Consider the following 18,614-nt stretch of genomic DNA (forward strand, 5'->3'; position numbering starts at 1 on the left):
TTCTAAGCGCGGCCATCACACTGCCGCGCTGCGCCAGTGTGCGGGCGCCGGCAGGGTGAAGCCATCGAGCAAAGGACCGCCGACGGGCGCCAACACGGCGGCGGTGACGTGTTCGAACGCGCGCTGGCCCGCCGCCAGGTCGCTGGCGACCAGGCGCAAGGCACCGTCGAGCTCCTTGGCGATGGCCGCGTCAAATGCCTGCAGGCGGCGGAACAGGTGCTTGCCGCCGCCGCTCCATACACCAGCCGCGCGCAAGTGCAGGTCGGCCAGCGCTTGATACAGCTGGCAAGCGACGGCCAGCGCCTCGCCCGGGTGCCGGCTGTCGACCAGGTCTTCCAGCGAGGTGGTGATGGCATAGCGGCGCCGCTGCAAATTGTCCACGTCGAGCACGGGCGGCCCGGCCCCGTCGATGGCTTGCGCCAGCGCAAGCAATTGCGCGTAATGTGTGCCGGAGGCAGCGATATTTTTGCCTTCCAGCACCATGCGCACCAGCGGCACCGTGCCGCCCGGTGCATCCATTTCCTTGCAAAAATACGTGAACGTGGCCAGGTCGTGCGCAAACAGTTCCACCGTGCGCCCTTCGGCCACGATGGTCGAGCGCCAGGCGCAATCGACGTGGTCGAACAGCAGCAGCAAATCGATATCGGAACTGGGCGTCTGCCGGCCCGTGGCGAACGAGCCACCGATGATGGCCGCCACGGCAGCAGGATAGCGCTCGCGCACCAGCCGCACGGCAATCGCGCGGATATCGTCATAGGTGAAAATGTTTGTCACAGCCAGTGCTCCGTGCTGAAAAACACTATCCTACACGGGATCCTGCACACGACATGCACACCGCCGCCATCCTGCTACACTGGCGCTATCTGATCAAGGAACAAACATGGAATACGACTGCATCGTGGTGCCCTCGCCCGTGGGCGAGCTGACCCTGGTGGCGCGCGGGGCGGCTCTGGCCGCCATCCTGTGGGAAAACGACAAGCCCAACCGCGTGCGCCTGGGCGAGATGCGCGTCGATGACAGTTGCGCCGTGCTGCAGGAAACGGCGCACCAGCTGGGCGAGTATTTCGCTGGTACCCGCCAGCAATTCGACGTCCCGCTCGATTTTGCCGGCACGTCATTCCAGCAGGAAGTCTGGCGCGCGCTGCTGACGATACCGTATGGCCAGACGCGCAGCTATGGCGAGATCGCGCGCCTAATAGGCCGTCCCGCCGCCGTGCGCGCCGTGGGTGCCGCCAACGGCAAGAATCCCATTTCCATCATCGCCCCCTGCCACCGGGTCATTGGCGCCACGGGCGAATTGACGGGTTTTGCGGGCGGCTTGCATGCCAAGGTAACTCTGCTGGCCCTGGAAGGCATCGCCCTGTCCAGCGACCGCGAAGCGCTGAAGACAGGCCACGCCCGCCGCCGCGCCGTACACCTTGATACCGCGCAAGGCTGTTTGTTCTAGCCGTTTATTCCTATTACTCCCGGATGGTTAAGCCATCCATTCAAGCAAACATATCAAGAATTATGCCGTATCTATCCATCCTGCTCTTTGCTGTCCTGTATCTGCTGGCCACTTTCTTTTTCCACATCCCCGCTTTGGTCGCCCTCGTGTATGGCGTGCTAAGCCTGAGCTGTTTCGTTGCCTATGCGATCGACAAGTCGGCCGCCAAACAAGGGCGCTGGCGCACATCGGAACGCACCCTGCTGCTGTTGGGGCTGCTGTGCGGCTGGCCCGGCGCCGTACTGGCGCAACAATGGCTGCGCCACAAGTCCAGCAAGCGTTCGTTCCGCGTGCTGTTCTGGATCACCGTCGCCATCAATATCGGCGCCTTCGTGTATTTCAGCATGCATTACGCGGCGCCCGATATCGGCACCGAGGTGGCGCCCATCGAACTGTAGGACCGCTGCGACCCATTACTCGCCCAGCAAGCGCAGCGATTCCAGCCAGTCCGCTTTCCATTCGCGCAGCAACGCTTGCGTGGCGAACGCCTTCTTCAGGTGCGCCATCGGCACGCGGTGCACATCGTGCAAGCCGAACGCCAAAGTCACCGGATGCCACAAATGGCTGTTCTTGCCGCCCCGCGAATTCTTGCGCACGCGCGCGCCGTCGTCGCCAAAGATGCCCACGCCACTGGCCATGCCTTTGTCCAGGTCGACCTTGCCCACGCCGGCAAAGGCGATCAGGATGTGCTCGCGCCCCAGGCCCTTCAAGGCGCTGGGCAAGACAAACGGCACTGCGTTGTCAGCTCCGGCTTCCGGCTCGGCCGGCTGCGGATGCTGCAACTCCTTGAGCAAACGTAACAGATCGCGCTCCTGGAAATGCAAGCCGTCGACGGGCACGCGCAAGCCCGGTGCCTTCAGTTCGATGGCGATATTGCCAGAGTCGCGCGTAAAACGCAGCCAGACATCCTCGGCGCCCGAAGCCAGGTGCTGCTTGTCGCCGATGAACACGACGGGCGCCGCATAGCGTGTCACGCCGTCATGGAATAGCTCGGCCCACGCGTCGCTGTAATCGAGCCAGACAAACGGCAAGCCGCCCTGCTCCAGCAGGCGCGCCAGGGTCCACGGCGTGCCGGTCTGGTGCGCCAGCCAGGCACAGGCTTCGGTGGCGGTGGCGCGGTACGGCAAAGGAAGGGAAGTCATGGCAGTTCCGTCGATAAAAGTGGAACGCAGTGTAGCAGACGCCGCCCTCATCCCCTTGGGCAGGCGCAGCGGGCGCGCCGCGCGATGTGCGTGGCTTTTTATTTTCATGAAACTGAATCCAGGCGCCCGGCCCGCGCGTACATGGCTATGCCATGACCGAACAAAGTTACCACGCGAAGTTACCATGCGGAAAGGAATCGCCATGCAGCATTACAGCAAAAAGACGGATCCCCTGGATCAGCGCCTGTATCTGGCCCAGCGCATCGACCGGGCCGATGCGCGCTTGCAATGCTTGCACGATGCGGCCGAGCGGCAACGCTGCGCGCAATGGATCACGGCCTGGGCCGTGGCAGCGGGCGCCGACGCGCCGCGCGGCATGAAGCTGCGCATCCGCGGCGAATTCATCTTGCTTTGATAAAAAGTAAAAGCCCCGCCCGATGCATGCGCACGGGGCGGGGCCAGTCAAGCCGACACGCGCCTACTTGGGCGTGTCGCGGTACTGCTCGGGCGTCGTGTCGCCATCGGCAACTTCATACCACATTGCATTGAGCACGGCGAACGTCGCCGCCAGCGGAAGACCCAGTATCCAGGCGAAATACCACATAATTATGTCCTTTCTTCAATTCCAACTTGATCATTTTTAAGATCAAACTAACGACGCCTAACAAAACCGTAGCGAGCGGCAGCGATTTGTGGCCGAGAAGCGCAACCGTACTCTAGTACGGTGAGCATCGCCGGCCGCAAAGCGCGAGGCGCAGTAGGTTTGGTTTGGTGTTCTCAATAAGCGTGACCGGTGTCGTCTTCGATGGCTTTGCCGTCAACCTTGCCCCACAACACTTTATATACCCAGGTCGTGTACGCCACGATGAGGGGAATGAAGACGGCCGTGACGACCAGCATGATGAACAGGGTCATGTGGCTGGACGAGGAATCCCACACGGTCAGGCTGGCGCGCGGGTCAATCGACGAGGGCAGGATGAACGGGAACATGGCCGCGCCCACGCTGAGTATGATGCCGGCGATGCTGGCCGCGCTGGCCAGCAAGGCAGGCACTTCGCGCCGCGCGCGCAGGAAGGCAAAGGCCAGCAAGGGGCCCAACAAGCCTACCGCAGGGGCGATCCAGGTCCACGGATGGGCGGCAAAGTTGAGGAACCAGGCGCCCACGTACACTTCCGCCGTTTTCAGCATCGGGTTGGACGGGCCATCGACGACGATGGCGCTGGTGTAGCGGTAGCCGTCGATCCACAGCCATAGGGCCACGCCGGCGGCCGCATACAGCACGACGGTGGCGATCGCCGCCACGCTGCCGTAGCGGCGCGAACGGTCAGCCACGGCACCGTCCGTTTTCACTTGCAGCCAGGTGGCGCCGTGCATCACCAGCATGGCCACCGAGACCAGGCCGCACAGCAGTGCGAACGGGTTGAGCAGCGCAAAGAAACTGCCGTCATAGAAGATGTGCATGTCCGACGAGAAACGGAACGGCACGCCTTGCAGCACGTTGCCTATCGCCACGCCGCAGATCAGGGCCGGCACGAAGCCGCCCACGAACAGGGCCGCGTCCCAGCGGGCGCGCCAGCGCGGGTCTTCGCGCTTGCTGCGGAATTTAAACGCCACGGGACGCACGATCAGCGCCACCAGGATGACGAACATGGCCAGGTAAAAGCCCGAGAACGAGACGGCGTACAGCTGCGGCCAGGCGGCAAAGATGGCGCCGCCGCCGAGGATCAGCCATACCTGGTTGCCTTCCCACACGGGACCGATACTGTTGATGACGACACGGCGCTCGAGGTCCGTCTTGCCGACGAAGGGCAGCAAGATGCCCGTGCCCAAGTCGAAGCCGTCCGTGATGGCAAAGCCCACCAGCAAGATGCCGATCAGCAGCCACCAGATCAGGCGCAGTGTTTCGTAAGAAATCATTTCATGCAAAATCATGGTCTGGCCCTCCTTAGGCGCGTTGAGTATGAATGGCTGCGGCCGCTGGCGCGGGGGCCGGTGGCGTCTCTTCCGGCCCTTTGCGGATGGCCTTGAGCATGAGCTTCATTTCAATAATCAACAGCACGGTGTAGATGGCGGCAAAGCCGGCAATGGTGATGAGCAAGGTGGTCGCACCCAGGTTAGAGACGGCCACGGCCGTCGGCAGCACGCCTTCGATCACCCACGGCTGGCGGCCCACTTCGGCCACGATCCAGCCCGCCTCAATCGCCACCCACGGCAGCGGGATGGCGAACACGGCCAGCTTCAACAGCCAGCGGTGCTTGTCCAAGGTGCGGCGCGTCGACAGGATGAAGAAAGTACCGGTGAGCAAGATAAAGAACATGCCCAGGCCCACCATCACGCGGAAAGACCAGAACAAGGGCGCCACGGGCGGCACGGTGTCGAGCGCGGCCTTGCGGATCTGCTCGGGCGTGGCCTCGCGCGGATCGTCGACATAGCGTTTCAGCAGCAAGGCGTAACCCATGGACTGGCCTTTCGACTCGAACATGTCTTTCGCCTCTTGCGGCACGGGCGCGCCGGGCGCCACGCTGCGGATGGTTTGCAGCGCGTCATACGCCTTGATGCCATCCTTGATCAGCAGCTCGCCGCGGTCGACCAATTGCTCGATGCCGGGGATTTCCGTCGTCAGCGAACGCGTACCGATCAAGCCCATCACCATCGGGATGTGCACGGCATAATGCGTCTCGCGCGCTTTCTCGTCGGGGAAGCCGAAAGCCGTGAAGGCGGCAGGCGCCGGTTCCGTGGTCCACATGGCTTCGATGGCTGCCAGCTTCATCTTTTGGTGTTCGGACGACAGGTAACCGCTTTCATCGCCCAGCACCACCACCGACAGCGAAGCGGCCAGGCCGAACGAGGCGGCCACCGTCATCGAGCGCTTGGCCAGCTGCACATGGCGGCCCTTCAGCAGATACCAGGCGGAAATACCCAGCACGAAAATCGCCGCCGCCGTATAGCCGGCCGACACCGTGTGCACGAATTTCGCCTGTGCAACAGGATTCGTCAGCACGGCGCCGAAGTCGGTCACTTCCATGCGCATGGTCTGCGGATTGAAGGCCGCGCCGACGGGATTTTGCATCCAGCCGTTGGCGATCAGGATCCACAGGGCCGAGAAGTTCGAGCCGATGGCCACCAGCCAGGTCGTGACCAGGTGGCCCCGCTTCGACAGCTTGTCCCAGCCGAAAAAGAACAGGCCGACGAAGGTCGCTTCCAGGAAGAAGGCCATCAAGCCCTCGATGGCCAGCGGCGCGCCGAAAATATCGCCCACATAATGGCTGTAATAGCTCCAGTTCATGCCGAACTGGAATTCCATGACGATGCCTGTCGCCACGCCCATGGCGAAGTTGATGCCGAACAAGACACCCCAGAACTTGGTCATGTCGCGCCAGATGGTGCGGTTCGTCATCACGTAAACCGTCTCCATGATGGCGAGGATCACTGACAGGCCTATCGTCAGCGGAACGAATATAAAGTGGTACAGAGCTGTCAGCGCGAACTGCAGTCTGGATAAAGCGACAATATCGAAGTCCATATGATTTCCTTGGTATTTCCCTACTGTGTGTAAACTTGGTATCTATCTGATGCTGTTTCGCTAGGCGCCGGTGTTGCACAGCTGTCAGGCAGCGCCGCCCGTATCTCCCTACTCTTCCCCTACTCTTCCCCTATTCTTCCTCAATCGCCGCGCAAGCCAGCCAGCGCCGCCTCGAAGGCTTGTGTGCCACGGCGCGCGTCGCCCACGATGCGGCCGTCGCGCAGGATGACCAGCCGGTCCGCCAGCGCCGCTTCGCGCCGCAAGTGGGTGGCGATCAGCACGGTACGTCCGACGCTGCGCGCGCGCAGGCGCTGCAGGACATCGATTGCCGCCTGCGCATTGAGCGCTTCGGTGGCTTCGTCCAGCAGCCACAGGGTCGACTCGTGCAGGAACAACCGCGCCAGCGCGAAGCGCCGCGCCTGCCCGCCCGACAAGCCCAGGCCGCCCTCGCCCAACAGCGTATCGAGGCCGCCCGCGAAGGCCCGCACTTCCTCATCCAGGCCTGCCGATTGCAGCGCCGCCCACAGCTGCGCATCGCTGGCGGACGGGTCGGCCAGGCGCAGGTTGTCGCGCAGGCTATCCTGGAACAGTTCCGTCTTCTGGGTGAACAAACAGGCGCGCGGTGCGGCCACCGTTCCCGACAGCGGCGCCAGCTCGCGCGCGGCGATGGCCAGCAAGGTCGACTTGCCCGCGCCGCTGGGGCCGATCAAGGCCACGCGCTCGCCCGCGGCGATGTGCAGGGAAATATCATGCAAAATTGCAACATGGCTGCCCGCATGCGCGCCGCTGACGTGCTCCAGGCGCAAGCCCGGCGCGGCATCCGCGGACGGCGCCACGTCCTGTCCATCGAGGCGCGGCGCCAGGCGGCGCATGGCCAGCAGCATGCGCCCCGCTTCCAGCGCGCCACGGCGCAATCCCGCAAACGGCTCCACGGCCGTCAGCGCAATCAACAACGCCAGGGCTGCCAGCGGCAGGTTCAGCACCTGCTGCTGCACCAGCGCGGCCACGGCCAGCAGCACGCCGGCCAAAGTCACGCTGCCGGCAACGCCATACGCGGCGCCGGCAGCCGTGTCCAAGCGCAGCAAGGCGAAATCGGCTTGCGCCAGCGAGCGGTCGATCTGCCCCAGCGCGAGGCACTGGGCATCGATGCGCCCCGCCATTACCAGGTCCGTCTGGCCCGCCACCAGGTCGATGGTACCGGAACGCAATTTTTCAATGGCGCGCGAGCGCACGATGGCGGGATGGCGGGCGCGGCGCACCACCAGCCAGCTGATGCCGCCACCGGCGGCCAGCAGCCACGCTGCCAGGCCCAAGCCCAGCTGCCACTGCATCACGCCCAGCGCCACGCCGGCCAGCAAGGCCGCGCACAGTGCCGTAAAAGCCGGCACCAACAGGCGCAGGTACAGCGCTTCGAGCGCGTCGATATCGGCCGTCAGGCGGAACAGCAGTTTGGCGGGCTGGCGCAGCAAGCGGCTGGCCGCTTCCGGGCGCGACCAGCCGCGAAACAGTTGCACGCGGATGCAGACCAGCGCGGCGAACGTGGCGTCGTGCGTGACGAGGCGCTCCGCATAGCGCGAGCCCGTGCGGCCGATGGCCAGCAAACGGATGCCGGCCGAGGGACCGAACACGTCGAACAGGATCGCGGTGGAGGCGTGCAAGCCGGCAATCGAGGTGGCCGTGATAAACCAGCCGGACAAGCCCAGCAAGGCCATGCCGGCCACCGCCGTCAGGGCCGCCAGCATGGCGCCCAGGATCAGCTTGCCCGGCTGGGCCAGCAACAATTGCCGCAGGACGGGATTCCAGATGAGAGAAGTTTTCATGCGCGCGCCTCTTCCTTCTGCGCCTGCGCATCGACCTGCACTGTGCGCTGCAGCCGGCCAGCCAGCACCGGGTCGTGCGTGGCAACGATCATGGTTTTGCCCTTGGCCAATTCCAGCAGGGCGTCCGTCACGCGCGCCGCCGTTTCGCTGTCCAGGTGGGCCGTCGGTTCATCGACCAGCAGCAGGTCGGCATGCGGGTGCAGGGCCACGCGGGCCAGCGCCAGGCGCACGGCTTCGCCGCCGGACAAGCCCTGGCCGCCATCGCTGAGCATGACGGCCGGCTGCGCCTGGGCCACGGCGGCCAGGTCGGCCAGGTGCAGCGCCTGCGTCACGTGCGCAGCGTTCGCGCCGACGCGGCCCAGGGTCACGTTCTGGCTGACGGACGCGGCAAACACATGCGGGCGCTGGCCCATCCAGGCCACGCGCTGGCGCAAGGTATTCACGGTGCTGTCGGTCAGGCGCACGCCACCGATGCGCATATCTCCGCCATTGGCGGGCAGCAAGCCGGCCAGCAAGGACAGCAAGGTGGTCTTGCCGGCGCCGCTGGCGCCCAGCAGGGCCACGTGCTCGCCGGCACGCACGCACAAGTCGAAGCCGTCAAACACGGGCGTTTCGCCCGGGTGGGCAAAGCGCAGTTGATGGATCTCGACGGCGGGCGGCGGGGCCACCGCCATGGCGGCGGCGGAAACGGCAGCCACTTCCGCACCAAAGCCAGGCAGGGGCACGCCCTCCCCCGCCAGGTCATGCAAACCGGCCAGGCCCGCTTCGCCGGCCGCCTTGTCGTGCCAGACGGCGGCCAATTCGCGCAGGGGCTCGAAGAATGCGGGCGCCAGCAGCAGGATGAACAAGCCCTGCCCCAGGTTCAGTTCCCGACCCCAGGTGCCGAAATTGATGCTGCCCAGCAAGGAGAATCCGATAAACGCCGCCACCATGGCCACCCCCAGCGCGGAAAACAGTTCCAGCACGGCAGACGACAAAAAGGCGATGCGCAGCACCACCATCGTGCGCCGGCGCACGGATTGCGACGAGGCATCCAGCCGTGCGGCCGTGGCGTCGACGGCGTCGAGCGCGCGCAGGGTGGCCAGGCCGCGCAGGCGGTCCAATAGAAAGGCGTTCATGCTGCCCATTTCCACCATCTGCGCGCGGCTGGCCGCTTGCGCGCCCATGCCCACCAGGGCCATGAAGACGGGAATCAGGGGTGCGGCGATGAGCAGGATCAAGGCGGCGATCCACGACAGCGGCGTCACGACGGCCAGGATCACGAGCGGCACGAGCACGACTTTCCAGCGCGCGGGCTTGTAACGCACCAGATACGGCACGATGGCTTCGGCCTGCTCGGCGATGACGCTGGCAGCCTGGCCCGACTGCGCGCGCTGGCGGTCCAGCGGTGAACGGTGCGCCAGCGCTTGCGCCACCTGTGCGCGCAAAGTGGACAGGTGCTCGCGCGCCGCCGCATACATGCGCCGCGCGCCCCACGCTTCGCAGCCTGCGCGCAGCACGCCCAGCAGCAGCACGCCCGCAGCCGGCAGCAGGGCCGCGCGCCAGGGTGCACCGCCCTGCATGGCTTGCACGGCCCAGGCCAGCAAGGCCGCTTGTGGCAGCCACAGCAAGGCGGCACCACCTTGTGCCAGGCTGGCGGCACGGGGAAGAATACAGCGGGGCAAAGACAGTGGCGTGGTAGGCATCTCTATACTTTTTGAGTTTTCAGAATTTTCTGTAAATTCGATTTTTTGTATAATACTGCGAAACATGACATATATCAATTGACCCTGCGGGCATGGCGTGAAAAAATTCAGATAATTATGAAAACTCAACATATCCAAATGACGCCGTTGATCCTGACCTTTGTCAGCCATTTCGGCGAGATGGGCAGCCGCTGGGGCTTTAACCGAACGGTGGGGCAAGTGTACGCCTTGTTGTTTGTCGCAGAGCATCCTTTGCACGCGGACGAAATCGCGGAACACCTGAGTTTTTCACGCTCGAACGTGAGCATCGGCTTGAAAGAATTGCAGGGCTGGGGCTTGATACGCCAGTCGCGCATCCCCGGCGACCGGCGCGAATATTTTTCCTCGCTGGGCGATGTCTGGCAAATCTTCCGCGTGGTGGCCGCCGAACGCCGCCGCCGTGAAGTGGCGCCCACCCTGACAGTGCTGCGCGAATCGCTGCTGGCGCCGGCCACGGAAGCCGTGGATCAGTATGCGCAGGAGCGCATGCGCGAAATGTATGAACTGGTCGATCTGGCCAACACCTGGTTCGACGACTTGCAGCGCCTGTCGCCCGAATCGATGGCGCAACTGATGAAAATGGGCGCCAAGGTGCAAAAGCTGCTCAATGCCAAGGACCGCCTGTTTGGCGTCAGCAATAACAGCGACTGAAGCTCTCTTTTCATAACACAAAGTGGTGCGTGTTGTCACGCCATTTCTGCTCGCCGCACAGACTCCCGCTAACACAGCCATACATAGCCGTATGCGCTGTTATCAACTAAGTCAATAGAATTATTTGAATTGCATTAGTTTACATCAAGACTAAGCTTGCATATGCGTACTCACGCAAAGGTGACCGGGTGACAAGTTGACCTCCCTGACTGGATGGCGCGCACCCTAAAGCAGTGAAATTTCTGCAATACAATAAAAGGGGATTTTCATGAAAAGCATAACAAGAATTGCAATACGGACATCTATACTGGCCACCCTGACGGCCTTGATGGGCATGGCGCAGGCTGCTACATGGATCGACGTGGGACCGGCCAGCGGTTTCAGCATCGCAGGCAGTACCGTTACCTACACGCCGTCGCCGGCACTGATGGTGAAATACTATGACGGCAACCTGACGCCGCAAAGCCCATCCGACATCCAGGGGTATATCAATGGCGTCTTCGGCACCAGCCTGGGCCCAGCCGTATCGTATTGCGACAATGCTACTTCGGGCTGCACTGCCGGCACCACGGCAGGCTTGAGTGGCGGCGTCAATTCCTATACGAGCGCGGCCGCCTATGACTTCCTGGCCATCCACTTCGGCCAGGGCGAACTGGTCTTCCACTGGGCCGCGCCCGTCGCAGCCGGCACGACGTTCACGGTAGAAGGCTTGCCCAAGGACCTGAGCAATTACCGCGCTTACGTTTCCGCCATACCTGAACCGGAAACCTATGCCATGCTGCTCGCCGGCCTGGGCCTGCTCGGTGTCATGGCGCGCCGCCGCCAGGCAAAATAGGAGCATCAAGAAGACCTGCAACACGGCGCCGGCGCACCCATGTTTACAGCGCGCTTGCGCCGCGCCGCCCACTCTTTACACCGCCTTTATGCCGCTTTCGCTATGCTGGTTGGCACCACAGCCACCCTTGCGAAGGAGCCTCCATGCATGAATCCCCATTCCAGTCGCGCACGCGCAGCGTGCTGCGCCAGCATTTGCCCGTGCGCGAACGGCTGCGCCTGGCACGCCTGGCGAGCAAGAAAATGCTGTCGGTATTATCTGCGCTGCTGTGTGCGGTGCCGCTGCTGTATTTGCTGAGCGTGGTGCTGTTTGCGCAGCCTTAGGGCCGCGTGCGGAAGACAGGAAAAGAGAAGAAGCGGCCGCATGGCGCAAGCCGTGGCCAGCATGAAACTGGTCCGCCCAGAGGGAATCGAACCCCCATTCACGGTTTAGAAGACCGTTGTCCTATCCGTTGAACGATGGGCGGAAAGGTGCAGTATTTTAATCCATGCGCGCCAGCAATGACATGCCTGCGCGGAATAGAAAACGGGCTGTCATTTCTGACAGCCCGTTTATGACTTTGGTCGGAGTACAAGGATTCGAACCTTGGACCCCCTGGTCCCAAACCAGGTGCGCTACCGGGCTGCGCCACACTCCGAAGACAAGATAATAACGCCCCCGCCCAATTTCGTCAATTGCCCCAGGCGAATTAGATGGAAATAACTATCGCCCCTTGCCTTTACACACCGACCTTGTCGGCGATGCGGCGTGCCATCGATTCAGCCACCTCCTTGTCTTTCGCCTCGACCATCACGCGGATCAGCGGTTCGGTGCCCGAAGCGCGGATCAGCACGCGGCCCGTGTCGCCCAGCTCAGCCTCGACCAGTTCTTTCTCGGCCACCATGGCGGCATTTTTTTGCCAGTCGAAACCGGGCGCCACGCGCAGGTTGATCAGGGTTTGCGGGAACAGCACCAGTTCGGCCAGGCATTGCTGCAGACTCTGGCCGCTACGCTTGAGCGCAGACAACACTTGCAGCGCAGAGACAATGCCGTCGCCCGTCGTATGCTTGTCCAGGCACAGCAAATGGCCGGAACCTTCGCCGCCCAGTATCCAGCCCTTTTCCTTCATGACTTCCAGCACGTAGCGGTCGCCCACCTTGGCGCGCGCAAAGCCGATGCCTTGCTGCTTGAACAGCACTTCCAGCGCCATGTTCGTCATCAGGGTGCCCACGGCGCCGGCCACGGGACCCGTCGCCAGGCGGTCCTTGACCATGACGTACAACAACTCGTCGCCGTTATACAAGCGGCCCGTGGCGTCGCACATGATCAGGCGGTCGGCATCGCCGTCGAGGGCGATACCAAGATCGGCGCCATGCTCGACGACGGCATCGGCCATGGCCTTGGTCGCCGTGGCGCCGAAGCCCGCATTGATGTTGAAACCGTCGGGCTTGTTGCCGATGGCGATGACTTCCGCGCCAAGCTCATGGAATACGTGCGGGGCGATATGGTAGGCGGCGCCATGCGCGCAATCGACGACGATCTTCAGGCCGCGCAAGTCCAGCTCGTTCGGGAAGGTGCTCTTGCAAAATTCGATGTAGCGGCCCTGGGCATCGTCCAGTCGCTTGGCGCGGCCCAGCTTGTCCGACGGCACGCAAGCCATGGGCTCGTCGAGCGCCGCTTCGATTTCCAGTTCCACGCTGTCGGGCAGCTTGGTGCCCTGGCCGGAAAAGAACTTGATGCCATTGTCATGGTAGGGATTGTGCGAGGCGGAAATGACCACCCCGGCCGACAGGCGCAGCGCCCGCGTCAGGTAGGCAATCGCCGGCGTCGGCATGGGGCCGGCCAGCATCACGTCCACGCCGGCCGCCGACAAGCCCGCTTCCAGCGCCGCTTCCAGCATGTAGCCGGAAATGCGCGTGTCCTTGCCGATCAGCACCGTCGGGCGCGCCTTGCCGCCTTGCGACTTGGCCAGCACCTTGCCGGCCGCATAGCCGAGGCGCATGACGAAATCGGGAGTGATCGGAGCCGTGCCCACCAGACCGCGGATGCCATCGGTACCAAAATATTTACGCGTCATATATTTCTCTTTTTGTTGTTTATAATGAATCTTACAGGCTCAGTGCGCCATGCGCCAGACCTTCAGCGCATCGACGGTTTCAGCCACATCATGCACACGGATAATTTCTGCACCTTGCGCTACCGCAGCAAGCGCACCGGCAACACTGCCGGCCAGGCGCTGCTTGACGGGACGTCCTGTGACGGCGCCTATCATCGACTTGCGCGACAGCCCGGCCAACACAGGCAGGTCCAGTTCGCTGCGCAACTGGCGCGTGGCGCGCAGCAAGGCATAGTTTTGCTCCACCGTCTTGCCGAAACCAAAGCCGGGATCGACGCACAGGCGCTCGCGGGCAATGCCGGCCGCCGTCATTGTCTCGATGCGCTGGCGCAGGAAGGCGATGACTTCGCGCACCACATCCTCGTATTGGGGTTGATACTGCATGGTTTGCGGCACGCTTTGCATGTGCATGATGCACAGCGCGCAATCGCTATCCTGCACGGCCTCGATGGCGCCTGGCGCGCAGAAACCGTTGATGTCGTTGATCATGTCGGCACCCGCCAAGATGGCTTCGCGCATCACTTCGGGTTTGTACGTGTCGATGGACAGGGGCTTGCCGCAGTCGCGCAAGGCGTACAGCACCGGCATGACGCGCTGCAACTCATCCTGCAACGGCAGCGGCCGTGCGCCGGGGCGACTCGATTCGCCGCCGATATCGATGATGTCGACGCCGTCGACTATCATCAGCTCGGCGCGCGAAATGGCAAATTCCAGGTGTTGATACTGGCCCGCATCGGAAAAGGAATCGGGCGTGATGTTCAGGATGCCCATCACCAACGCCTGCGTGCCCTGCAGATTGAAGCCAAAACGGCCGAATTGCAAATAATGTCGCATGTAACTCTTTTTAGTCGTCAGGAAAAAACTGCTGCGGCAACGAAAAAGGGCAAGGATTGCTCCTTACCCTTTTAGACAGCACGCCACCGATCAAGCGGCTGCCGTTATCAGGCTGGCGCCGTCACGTTTGGCGAGATGCCGCCCGCGCCGCTGTCGCCGCCCGCATTGCGGCGTGGCGGGATGACTTTCGGCGGACGTGGCTCCAGACCGGCCATGATGTCGTTGATTTGCTCTGCATCAATGGTTTCCCATTCCAGCAAGGCTTTAGTCATCATTTCAACCTTGTCGCGATTGCCTTCCAACAACTTACGCGACAAAGCATATTGCGTGTCGAGAATGTTGCGGATTTCAGCATCGACCTTTTGCTGGGTCGCTTCCGAGATCGTCTTGGTGGCGCCACCGAAGAAACCTTCATTTTCGCTGTCTTCGTAGACCATTACGCCCATGCTGTCGGACATGCCGAAGCGGGTCACCATGGAACGGGCCAGCTTGGTGGCACGCGAGAAGTCGTTCGACGCGCCGGTGGACATTTGTCCCACGAAAATCTCTTCGGCGATACGGCCACCGAACAGGATGGAAATTTCTTCCAGCATCTTGTCCTTGTAGGCGGACAAGTTGTCGTGTTCCGGCAACTGCCAGGTCAAGCCCAGGGCCCAGCCGCGCGGCATGATCGTTACTTTATGCACGGGATCGGCTTTCGGCAGCAGCTTGGCCACCACCGCATGACCGGACTCATGGTAAGCCGTATTGCGACGCTCTTCCTCGCGGATGATCATCGATTTACGCTCAGGACCCATGTAGATCTTGTCTTTCGCATCTTCGAAGTCGGCCATTTCCACCAGGCGCTTGCTGCGACGGGCGGCAAACAGAGCTGCCTCGTTGACCAGGTTGGCCAGGTCGGCGCCCGAGAAACCAGGGGTGCCGCGAGCCAGGATATCGGCTTTCACGTCGGTACTGATAGGCACTTTGCGCATGTGCACGTTCAAGATCTGTTCGCGGCCGCGGATGTCGGGCAAGCCGACGGAGACCTGGCGGTCGAAACGGCCCGGACGCAGCAAAGCTTTGTCGAGCACGTCGGCGCGGTTGGTGGCGGCCACGACGATCACGCCGGAGTTCGCTTCAAAACCGTCCATCTCGACCAGCAACTGGTTCAGGGTCTGTTCGCGCTCGTCATTGCCGCCACCCATGCCGGCACCGCGGTGACGACCGACAGCGTCGATCTCATCGATGAAGATGATGCAAGGCGAATGCTTTTTCGCGTTCTCGAACATGTCACGGACACGCGAGGCGCCCACGCCGACGAACATTTCCACGAAGTCGGAACCGGAAATCGAGAAGAACGGCACCTTGGCTTCGCCGGCGATGGCGCGCGCCAGCAGGGTTTTACCCGTGCCCGGAGGACCGACCATCAACACGCCGCGGGGAATGCGGCCGCCCAGTTTCTGGAATTTGCTCGGGTCCTTGAGGAAGTCGACCACTTCGTTGACTTCTTCTTTCGCTTCGTCGCAACCGGCGACATCGGCAAAGGTGACGGTGTTGCTGGCTTCATCCATCATGCGCGCCTTCGACTTGCCGAACGAGAATGCCCCGCCCTTGCCGCCGCCTTGCATCTGACGCATGAAGAAGACCCAGACGCCGATCAACAGCAGCATGGGGAACCAGGATACAAAAATAGTTTGCAGGAACGACGCTTCCTCAGGCGGGCGCACATCGAAATGCACGCCATTGTCGCGCAGGTCGCCGATCAGACCCTTGTCGAGACTGGTGGCGGTGGTACGCACCTTGGTGTCGTCCATCAGCTTGGCGGTGATCGACGAACCCTCGATCACGACATCCTTGACGCGCTTGGCTTTGACTTCATCCAGCAAATCGGAATAAGCGATGGCCTTGCTGCCGCCTGTGGCGCCATGACTGTCGAATTGCTTGAACAGCATGAACAACAGCAGCAATACGACTACCCAGATGGCAGATTTGGAAAACATGTTATTCACGAAGACTCCTTGGATGCAGTGCGCATCTCTTTACCAATAGCTAGAAACACGATTTTACTCGCAATAAGCGGGCCGTGCCAAAGCCCGCCGATCCGTGCGCGCGAAAAAACCGCGTTCACGCAAAAAAAATGCAGTATAAACAATTTAGGCTTTTATGCCATCAGACGCTACTGCACTTCTCGTTCCCATGTGCGGATTCCCTCTTAAATATCAAGGGCGGAATCATCTTCTTGCACAGCATTTTTCAGCGGATTCTTGAGACCACGCCCCATCAGGAAGATTTCTGACGATTTATCGCGGCTGGCCTTGGGCTTTTTCTGCACCACAACCTTGAATTCGGCGCGGAATTTCTCCACGATCTGGCTGAAACCCATGTCCTTGAAACATTTCACCAGCAATACGCCCGATGGCTTCAAATGCAATTGGGAAAATTCGATGGCCAAGTCGATCAAATGCTCCATGCGCGCGGCGTCCGCCGTGGCGATGCCCGACAGGTTGGGCGCCATGTCCGACAGTACCACGTCGACCTTGCGCCCTTGCAACACCACTTCCAGTTGGCGCAGCACGCGCGCTTCGCGGAAGTCGCCCTGAATGAAGTGGAAATCGGCGATCGGCTCCATTTCCAGCATGTCCAGGCCAATCAGGGTACCATTGACCCCGCCGCCGTCCTTGCCGGCCAGCTTGCGCCGCAGATACTGGGCCCAGCTGCCAGGAGTGCAACCAAGGTCGACAATTACCTGGCCATGCTTGATCAGTTTTTCGTCTTCATCGATTTCTTTGAGCTTGTATGCTGCCCGGGCGCGATAGCCCTCTTTTTGCGCCAACTTCACATAAGGATCATTTATGTGGTCGTGCAACCAGTTTTTGTTTAATTTCTTCTTTGCCATTCGCGTAGAATACTGCTTTTAAGGGAATTACTAAATATTATTATGCTAAAACTTACACCCGTAGAGCGCAGCGCACTGCGCGCCGAAGCACACGCGCTGAAGCCTATCGTCATCATTGGCGAAGCGGGCTTGACACCTGCTGTCCTCAAAGAGATCGACCTTGGCCTGGATTCGCACGGTCTGATTAAAGTCCGCGTGTTCGGCGACGACCGCGAAGCCCGCGTCGGAATGTACGATACGATTTGCGGCAATCTCGGCGCCGCCCCGGTACAACATATTGGCAAACTGCTGGTAATCTACCGTCCGAAAAAAGAAGTGGTTAAAGAGAAGGTCAGCGCCGGCAAAGGCATGCGCGAAGTGACCATCGTCAAAGCCAGCGCCAGCGGCACCAAGCGCCCCAGCGTGACGAAAGTCATGATCAAGGGCAATGAGCGCGTTACCGAAGGCGGTTCCATCAAGCGTGCCAAGCCACGTCAGAAAAGCGCCAAGAAAAGCGCACTGGGCAGCAAGTAAGCCTGTTCACCCGGCAACCGCAAGGCTGCCGGGTTTGAAACAAGAAGCGGAGCACGGGATATCCCCTGCTCCGCTTTTTTCATGCAATTACTTTACTTATATCAAACTACTGCTGTTTCCAGATCAATACGCCCGCCAGTAAACTCTGCACGGCAAAGATCAGGGTCGACACGCCATGCAGCATGCCGAAGCGGCTGCGCATGGCTTCGTGCATGATGCCCGACGGCGCTTGCGCCTTGAGCTCGGCCATCAGGGGCGAGATGCCAAAATGGCTGAGTAGCGCGCACACCAGCATGGACAGCACCAGCGCGGCCAGCAGGCGCCGGCGCTTCAGCTCCAGCGCGCCGGGACTCCATTGCAGCAAGGCCAACAGTATCAACGCACAGGCGATGGACAGCCAGGCCTCGGCGCGGAACATGCTGCCGGCGATATTGCCCGCCAGCACACGGTCGCTCAGAGTGCCAAACAGCGTGGGCGCCACGATAAAACCGATGGTCCACAGGCTGCCTGCCCACAGGGTGGCAACGAGGATGCGCACGCGGGCGAGCATCAGATATACAGCACTTCCAGGATTTCGTATTCGCGCGGGCCGGACGGCGCCTGCACTTCCACCACGTCGCCGGCGTACTTGCCGATCAGCGCGCGGGCGATCGGGGACGTCACGGACACTTTGTTCTTTTTCAGGTCGGCTTCATCGAGGCCCACGATCTGGTAAGTGACTTTCTGGCCCGATTCCAGGTCTTCCAGGTTCACGGTCGAGGCAAAGACCACGCGGCCTTCCGCGTCGAGCGCGGTCGGGTCGATGATTTGCGCTGCGCCCAGCTTGCCTTCGAGTTCGGCGATGCGGCCTTCCACGAACGCCTGGCGCTCCTTGGCGGCGTCATACTCGGCGTTTTCCGACAGGTCGCCGTGCGAACGCGCTTCGGCGATCGCATCGATGACGATGCGGCGTTCCTTGGTCTTCAAATGATGCAGCTCTTCTTTCAGAAGTTCTGCACCGTATGTGGTCAATGGGACTGAGGTCATGTTATCTCTACTATCTGCTAGTTATCGGCGCCGTTGTCCGTGTTTTGTCACGGTTAACGGATGCACCAAGTGAAAACCACAGAGGCC

Annotated in this window: 20 protein-coding genes and 2 tRNA genes; 7 read left to right on the top strand and 15 right to left on the bottom strand. The window is 61.7% G+C overall.

Features of this window, described 5'->3' with window-relative positions; translation table 11 throughout:
* Nucleotides 1-15: 15 nt before the first annotated feature.
* Nucleotides 16-774, bottom strand: a complete 759-nt coding sequence (locus ACQ4W7_RS08455; protein ID WP_436529764.1) for a nucleotidyltransferase domain-containing protein — start codon at nt 772-774, stop codon at nt 16-18.
* A gap of 106 nt (nt 775-880) precedes the next feature.
* On the opposite strand from ACQ4W7_RS08455, the gene ACQ4W7_RS08460 reads away from it, so the two are divergent.
* Both ACQ4W7_RS08460 and ACQ4W7_RS08465 read left to right on the top strand, forming a co-directional pair.
* The gene (locus ACQ4W7_RS08460; RefSeq protein ID WP_426073044.1) at nt 881-1,447 is read left to right on the top strand and encodes a methylated-DNA--[protein]-cysteine S-methyltransferase; all 567 of its coding nucleotides are present in this window, start codon (nt 881-883) and stop codon (nt 1,445-1,447) included.
* A gap of 62 nt (nt 1,448-1,509) precedes the next feature.
* Nucleotides 1,510-1,884 (top strand): DUF1294 domain-containing protein, encoded by a 375-nt coding sequence (locus ACQ4W7_RS08465; RefSeq protein ID WP_426073045.1) that lies wholly within the window; start codon nt 1,510-1,512, stop codon nt 1,882-1,884.
* A 15-nt stretch (nt 1,885-1,899) separates the two neighbouring features.
* Here the strand turns inward: ACQ4W7_RS08465 and ACQ4W7_RS08470 are convergent, their stop codons facing one another.
* The gene (locus ACQ4W7_RS08470) at nt 1,900-2,628 is read right to left on the bottom strand and encodes a hypothetical protein (protein ID WP_426073046.1); all 729 of its coding nucleotides are present in this window, start codon (nt 2,626-2,628) and stop codon (nt 1,900-1,902) included.
* Nucleotides 2,629-2,830: 202 nt separating this feature from the next.
* Between ACQ4W7_RS08470 and ACQ4W7_RS08475 the strand changes: the two genes are divergently transcribed.
* Nucleotides 2,831-3,043, top strand: a complete 213-nt coding sequence (locus ACQ4W7_RS08475) for a hypothetical protein (RefSeq protein WP_426073047.1) — start codon at nt 2,831-2,833, stop codon at nt 3,041-3,043.
* Nucleotides 3,044-3,106: 63 nt separating this feature from the next.
* Here the strand turns inward: ACQ4W7_RS08475 and cydX are convergent, their stop codons facing one another.
* The 5 genes from cydX to cydD all read right to left on the bottom strand — a co-directional run bounded on the left by cydX (nt 3,107) and on the right by cydD (nt 9,656).
* The gene (gene cydX / locus ACQ4W7_RS08480; RefSeq protein ID WP_076570210.1) at nt 3,107-3,232 is read right to left on the bottom strand and encodes a cytochrome bd-I oxidase subunit CydX; all 126 of its coding nucleotides are present in this window, start codon (nt 3,230-3,232) and stop codon (nt 3,107-3,109) included.
* Nucleotides 3,233-3,405: 173 nt separating this feature from the next.
* Entirely contained in the window at nt 3,406-4,560 is a 1,155-nt protein-coding gene (gene cydB, locus ACQ4W7_RS08485; RefSeq protein WP_436529767.1) for a cytochrome d ubiquinol oxidase subunit II, read from the bottom strand.
* A gap of 13 nt (nt 4,561-4,573) precedes the next feature.
* A complete protein-coding gene (locus ACQ4W7_RS08490) occupies nt 4,574-6,151 on the bottom strand; it encodes a cytochrome ubiquinol oxidase subunit I (RefSeq protein ID WP_426073049.1) in 1,578 nt (525 codons plus the stop codon).
* Nucleotides 6,152-6,291: 140 nt separating this feature from the next.
* Nucleotides 6,292-7,971 (bottom strand): amino acid ABC transporter ATP-binding/permease protein, encoded by a 1,680-nt coding sequence (locus tag ACQ4W7_RS08495; protein ID WP_426073050.1) that lies wholly within the window; start codon nt 7,969-7,971, stop codon nt 6,292-6,294.
* Complete coding sequence (gene cydD / locus ACQ4W7_RS08500) at nt 7,968-9,656, bottom strand: thiol reductant ABC exporter subunit CydD (RefSeq protein ID WP_436529770.1); 1,689 nt, start codon at nt 9,654-9,656, stop codon at nt 7,968-7,970. The genes ACQ4W7_RS08495 and cydD overlap by 4 nt, the downstream gene beginning before the upstream one ends.
* A 138-nt stretch (nt 9,657-9,794) precedes the next feature.
* Between cydD and ACQ4W7_RS08505 the strand changes: the two genes are divergently transcribed.
* The 3 genes from ACQ4W7_RS08505 (at nt 9,795) to ACQ4W7_RS08515 (ending at nt 11,504) form a co-directional block, all read left to right on the top strand.
* Nucleotides 9,795-10,346: a GbsR/MarR family transcriptional regulator gene (locus ACQ4W7_RS08505; protein WP_436529772.1), complete on the top strand. Its 552-nt coding sequence runs from the start codon at nt 9,795-9,797 to the stop codon at nt 10,344-10,346.
* Between the two features lie 268 nt (nt 10,347-10,614).
* The gene (locus tag ACQ4W7_RS08510; protein WP_436529774.1) at nt 10,615-11,181 is read left to right on the top strand and encodes a PEP-CTERM sorting domain-containing protein; all 567 of its coding nucleotides are present in this window, start codon (nt 10,615-10,617) and stop codon (nt 11,179-11,181) included.
* A gap of 143 nt (nt 11,182-11,324) precedes the next feature.
* A complete protein-coding gene (locus ACQ4W7_RS08515) occupies nt 11,325-11,504 on the top strand; it encodes a hypothetical protein (RefSeq protein WP_426073054.1) in 180 nt (59 codons plus the stop codon).
* A 68-nt stretch (nt 11,505-11,572) separates the two neighbouring features.
* Here ACQ4W7_RS08515 and ACQ4W7_RS08520 read toward each other — a convergent pair.
* From ACQ4W7_RS08520 to ACQ4W7_RS08545, 6 genes are all read right to left on the bottom strand, one after another.
* Nucleotides 11,573-11,647: transfer RNA gene (locus tag ACQ4W7_RS08520), tRNA-Arg, on the bottom strand.
* 94 nt (nt 11,648-11,741) lie between these two features.
* Nucleotides 11,742-11,818: transfer RNA gene (locus tag ACQ4W7_RS08525), tRNA-Pro, on the bottom strand.
* Nucleotides 11,819-11,899: 81 nt separating this feature from the next.
* Nucleotides 11,900-13,237 carry a phosphoglucosamine mutase gene (glmM, locus tag ACQ4W7_RS08530; RefSeq protein ID WP_426073055.1) on the bottom strand — a complete coding sequence of 446 codons (1,338 nt, stop codon included), beginning with the start codon at nt 13,235-13,237 and terminating at the stop codon, nt 11,900-11,902.
* A gap of 39 nt (nt 13,238-13,276) precedes the next feature.
* Nucleotides 13,277-14,110: a dihydropteroate synthase gene (gene folP / locus ACQ4W7_RS08535; protein WP_436529776.1), complete on the bottom strand. Its 834-nt coding sequence runs from the start codon at nt 14,108-14,110 to the stop codon at nt 13,277-13,279.
* Between the two features lie 107 nt (nt 14,111-14,217).
* The gene (ftsH, locus tag ACQ4W7_RS08540; protein WP_426073057.1) at nt 14,218-16,101 is read right to left on the bottom strand and encodes an ATP-dependent zinc metalloprotease FtsH; all 1,884 of its coding nucleotides are present in this window, start codon (nt 16,099-16,101) and stop codon (nt 14,218-14,220) included.
* A gap of 203 nt (nt 16,102-16,304) precedes the next feature.
* Nucleotides 16,305-16,988, bottom strand: a complete 684-nt coding sequence (locus ACQ4W7_RS08545; RefSeq protein WP_096234939.1) for an RlmE family RNA methyltransferase — start codon at nt 16,986-16,988, stop codon at nt 16,305-16,307.
* Between the two features lie 42 nt (nt 16,989-17,030).
* On the opposite strand from ACQ4W7_RS08545, the gene ACQ4W7_RS08550 reads away from it, so the two are divergent.
* A complete protein-coding gene (locus tag ACQ4W7_RS08550; protein ID WP_010397237.1) occupies nt 17,031-17,501 on the top strand; it encodes a YhbY family RNA-binding protein in 471 nt (156 codons plus the stop codon).
* A 106-nt stretch (nt 17,502-17,607) separates the two neighbouring features.
* Here the strand turns inward: ACQ4W7_RS08550 and ACQ4W7_RS08555 are convergent, their stop codons facing one another.
* The gene (locus ACQ4W7_RS08555; RefSeq protein ID WP_436529778.1) at nt 17,608-18,051 is read right to left on the bottom strand and encodes a DUF4149 domain-containing protein; all 444 of its coding nucleotides are present in this window, start codon (nt 18,049-18,051) and stop codon (nt 17,608-17,610) included.
* Nucleotides 18,051-18,527, bottom strand: a complete 477-nt coding sequence (gene greA, locus ACQ4W7_RS08560) for a transcription elongation factor GreA (protein WP_426073060.1) — start codon at nt 18,525-18,527, stop codon at nt 18,051-18,053. The genes ACQ4W7_RS08555 and greA overlap by 1 nt, the downstream gene beginning before the upstream one ends.
* Nucleotides 18,528-18,614: the final 87 nt, after the last annotated feature.

Source organism: Janthinobacterium algoris, assembly GCF_051380935.1.
Classification (GTDB): Bacteria; Pseudomonadota; Gammaproteobacteria; order Burkholderiales; family Burkholderiaceae_D; genus Janthinobacterium.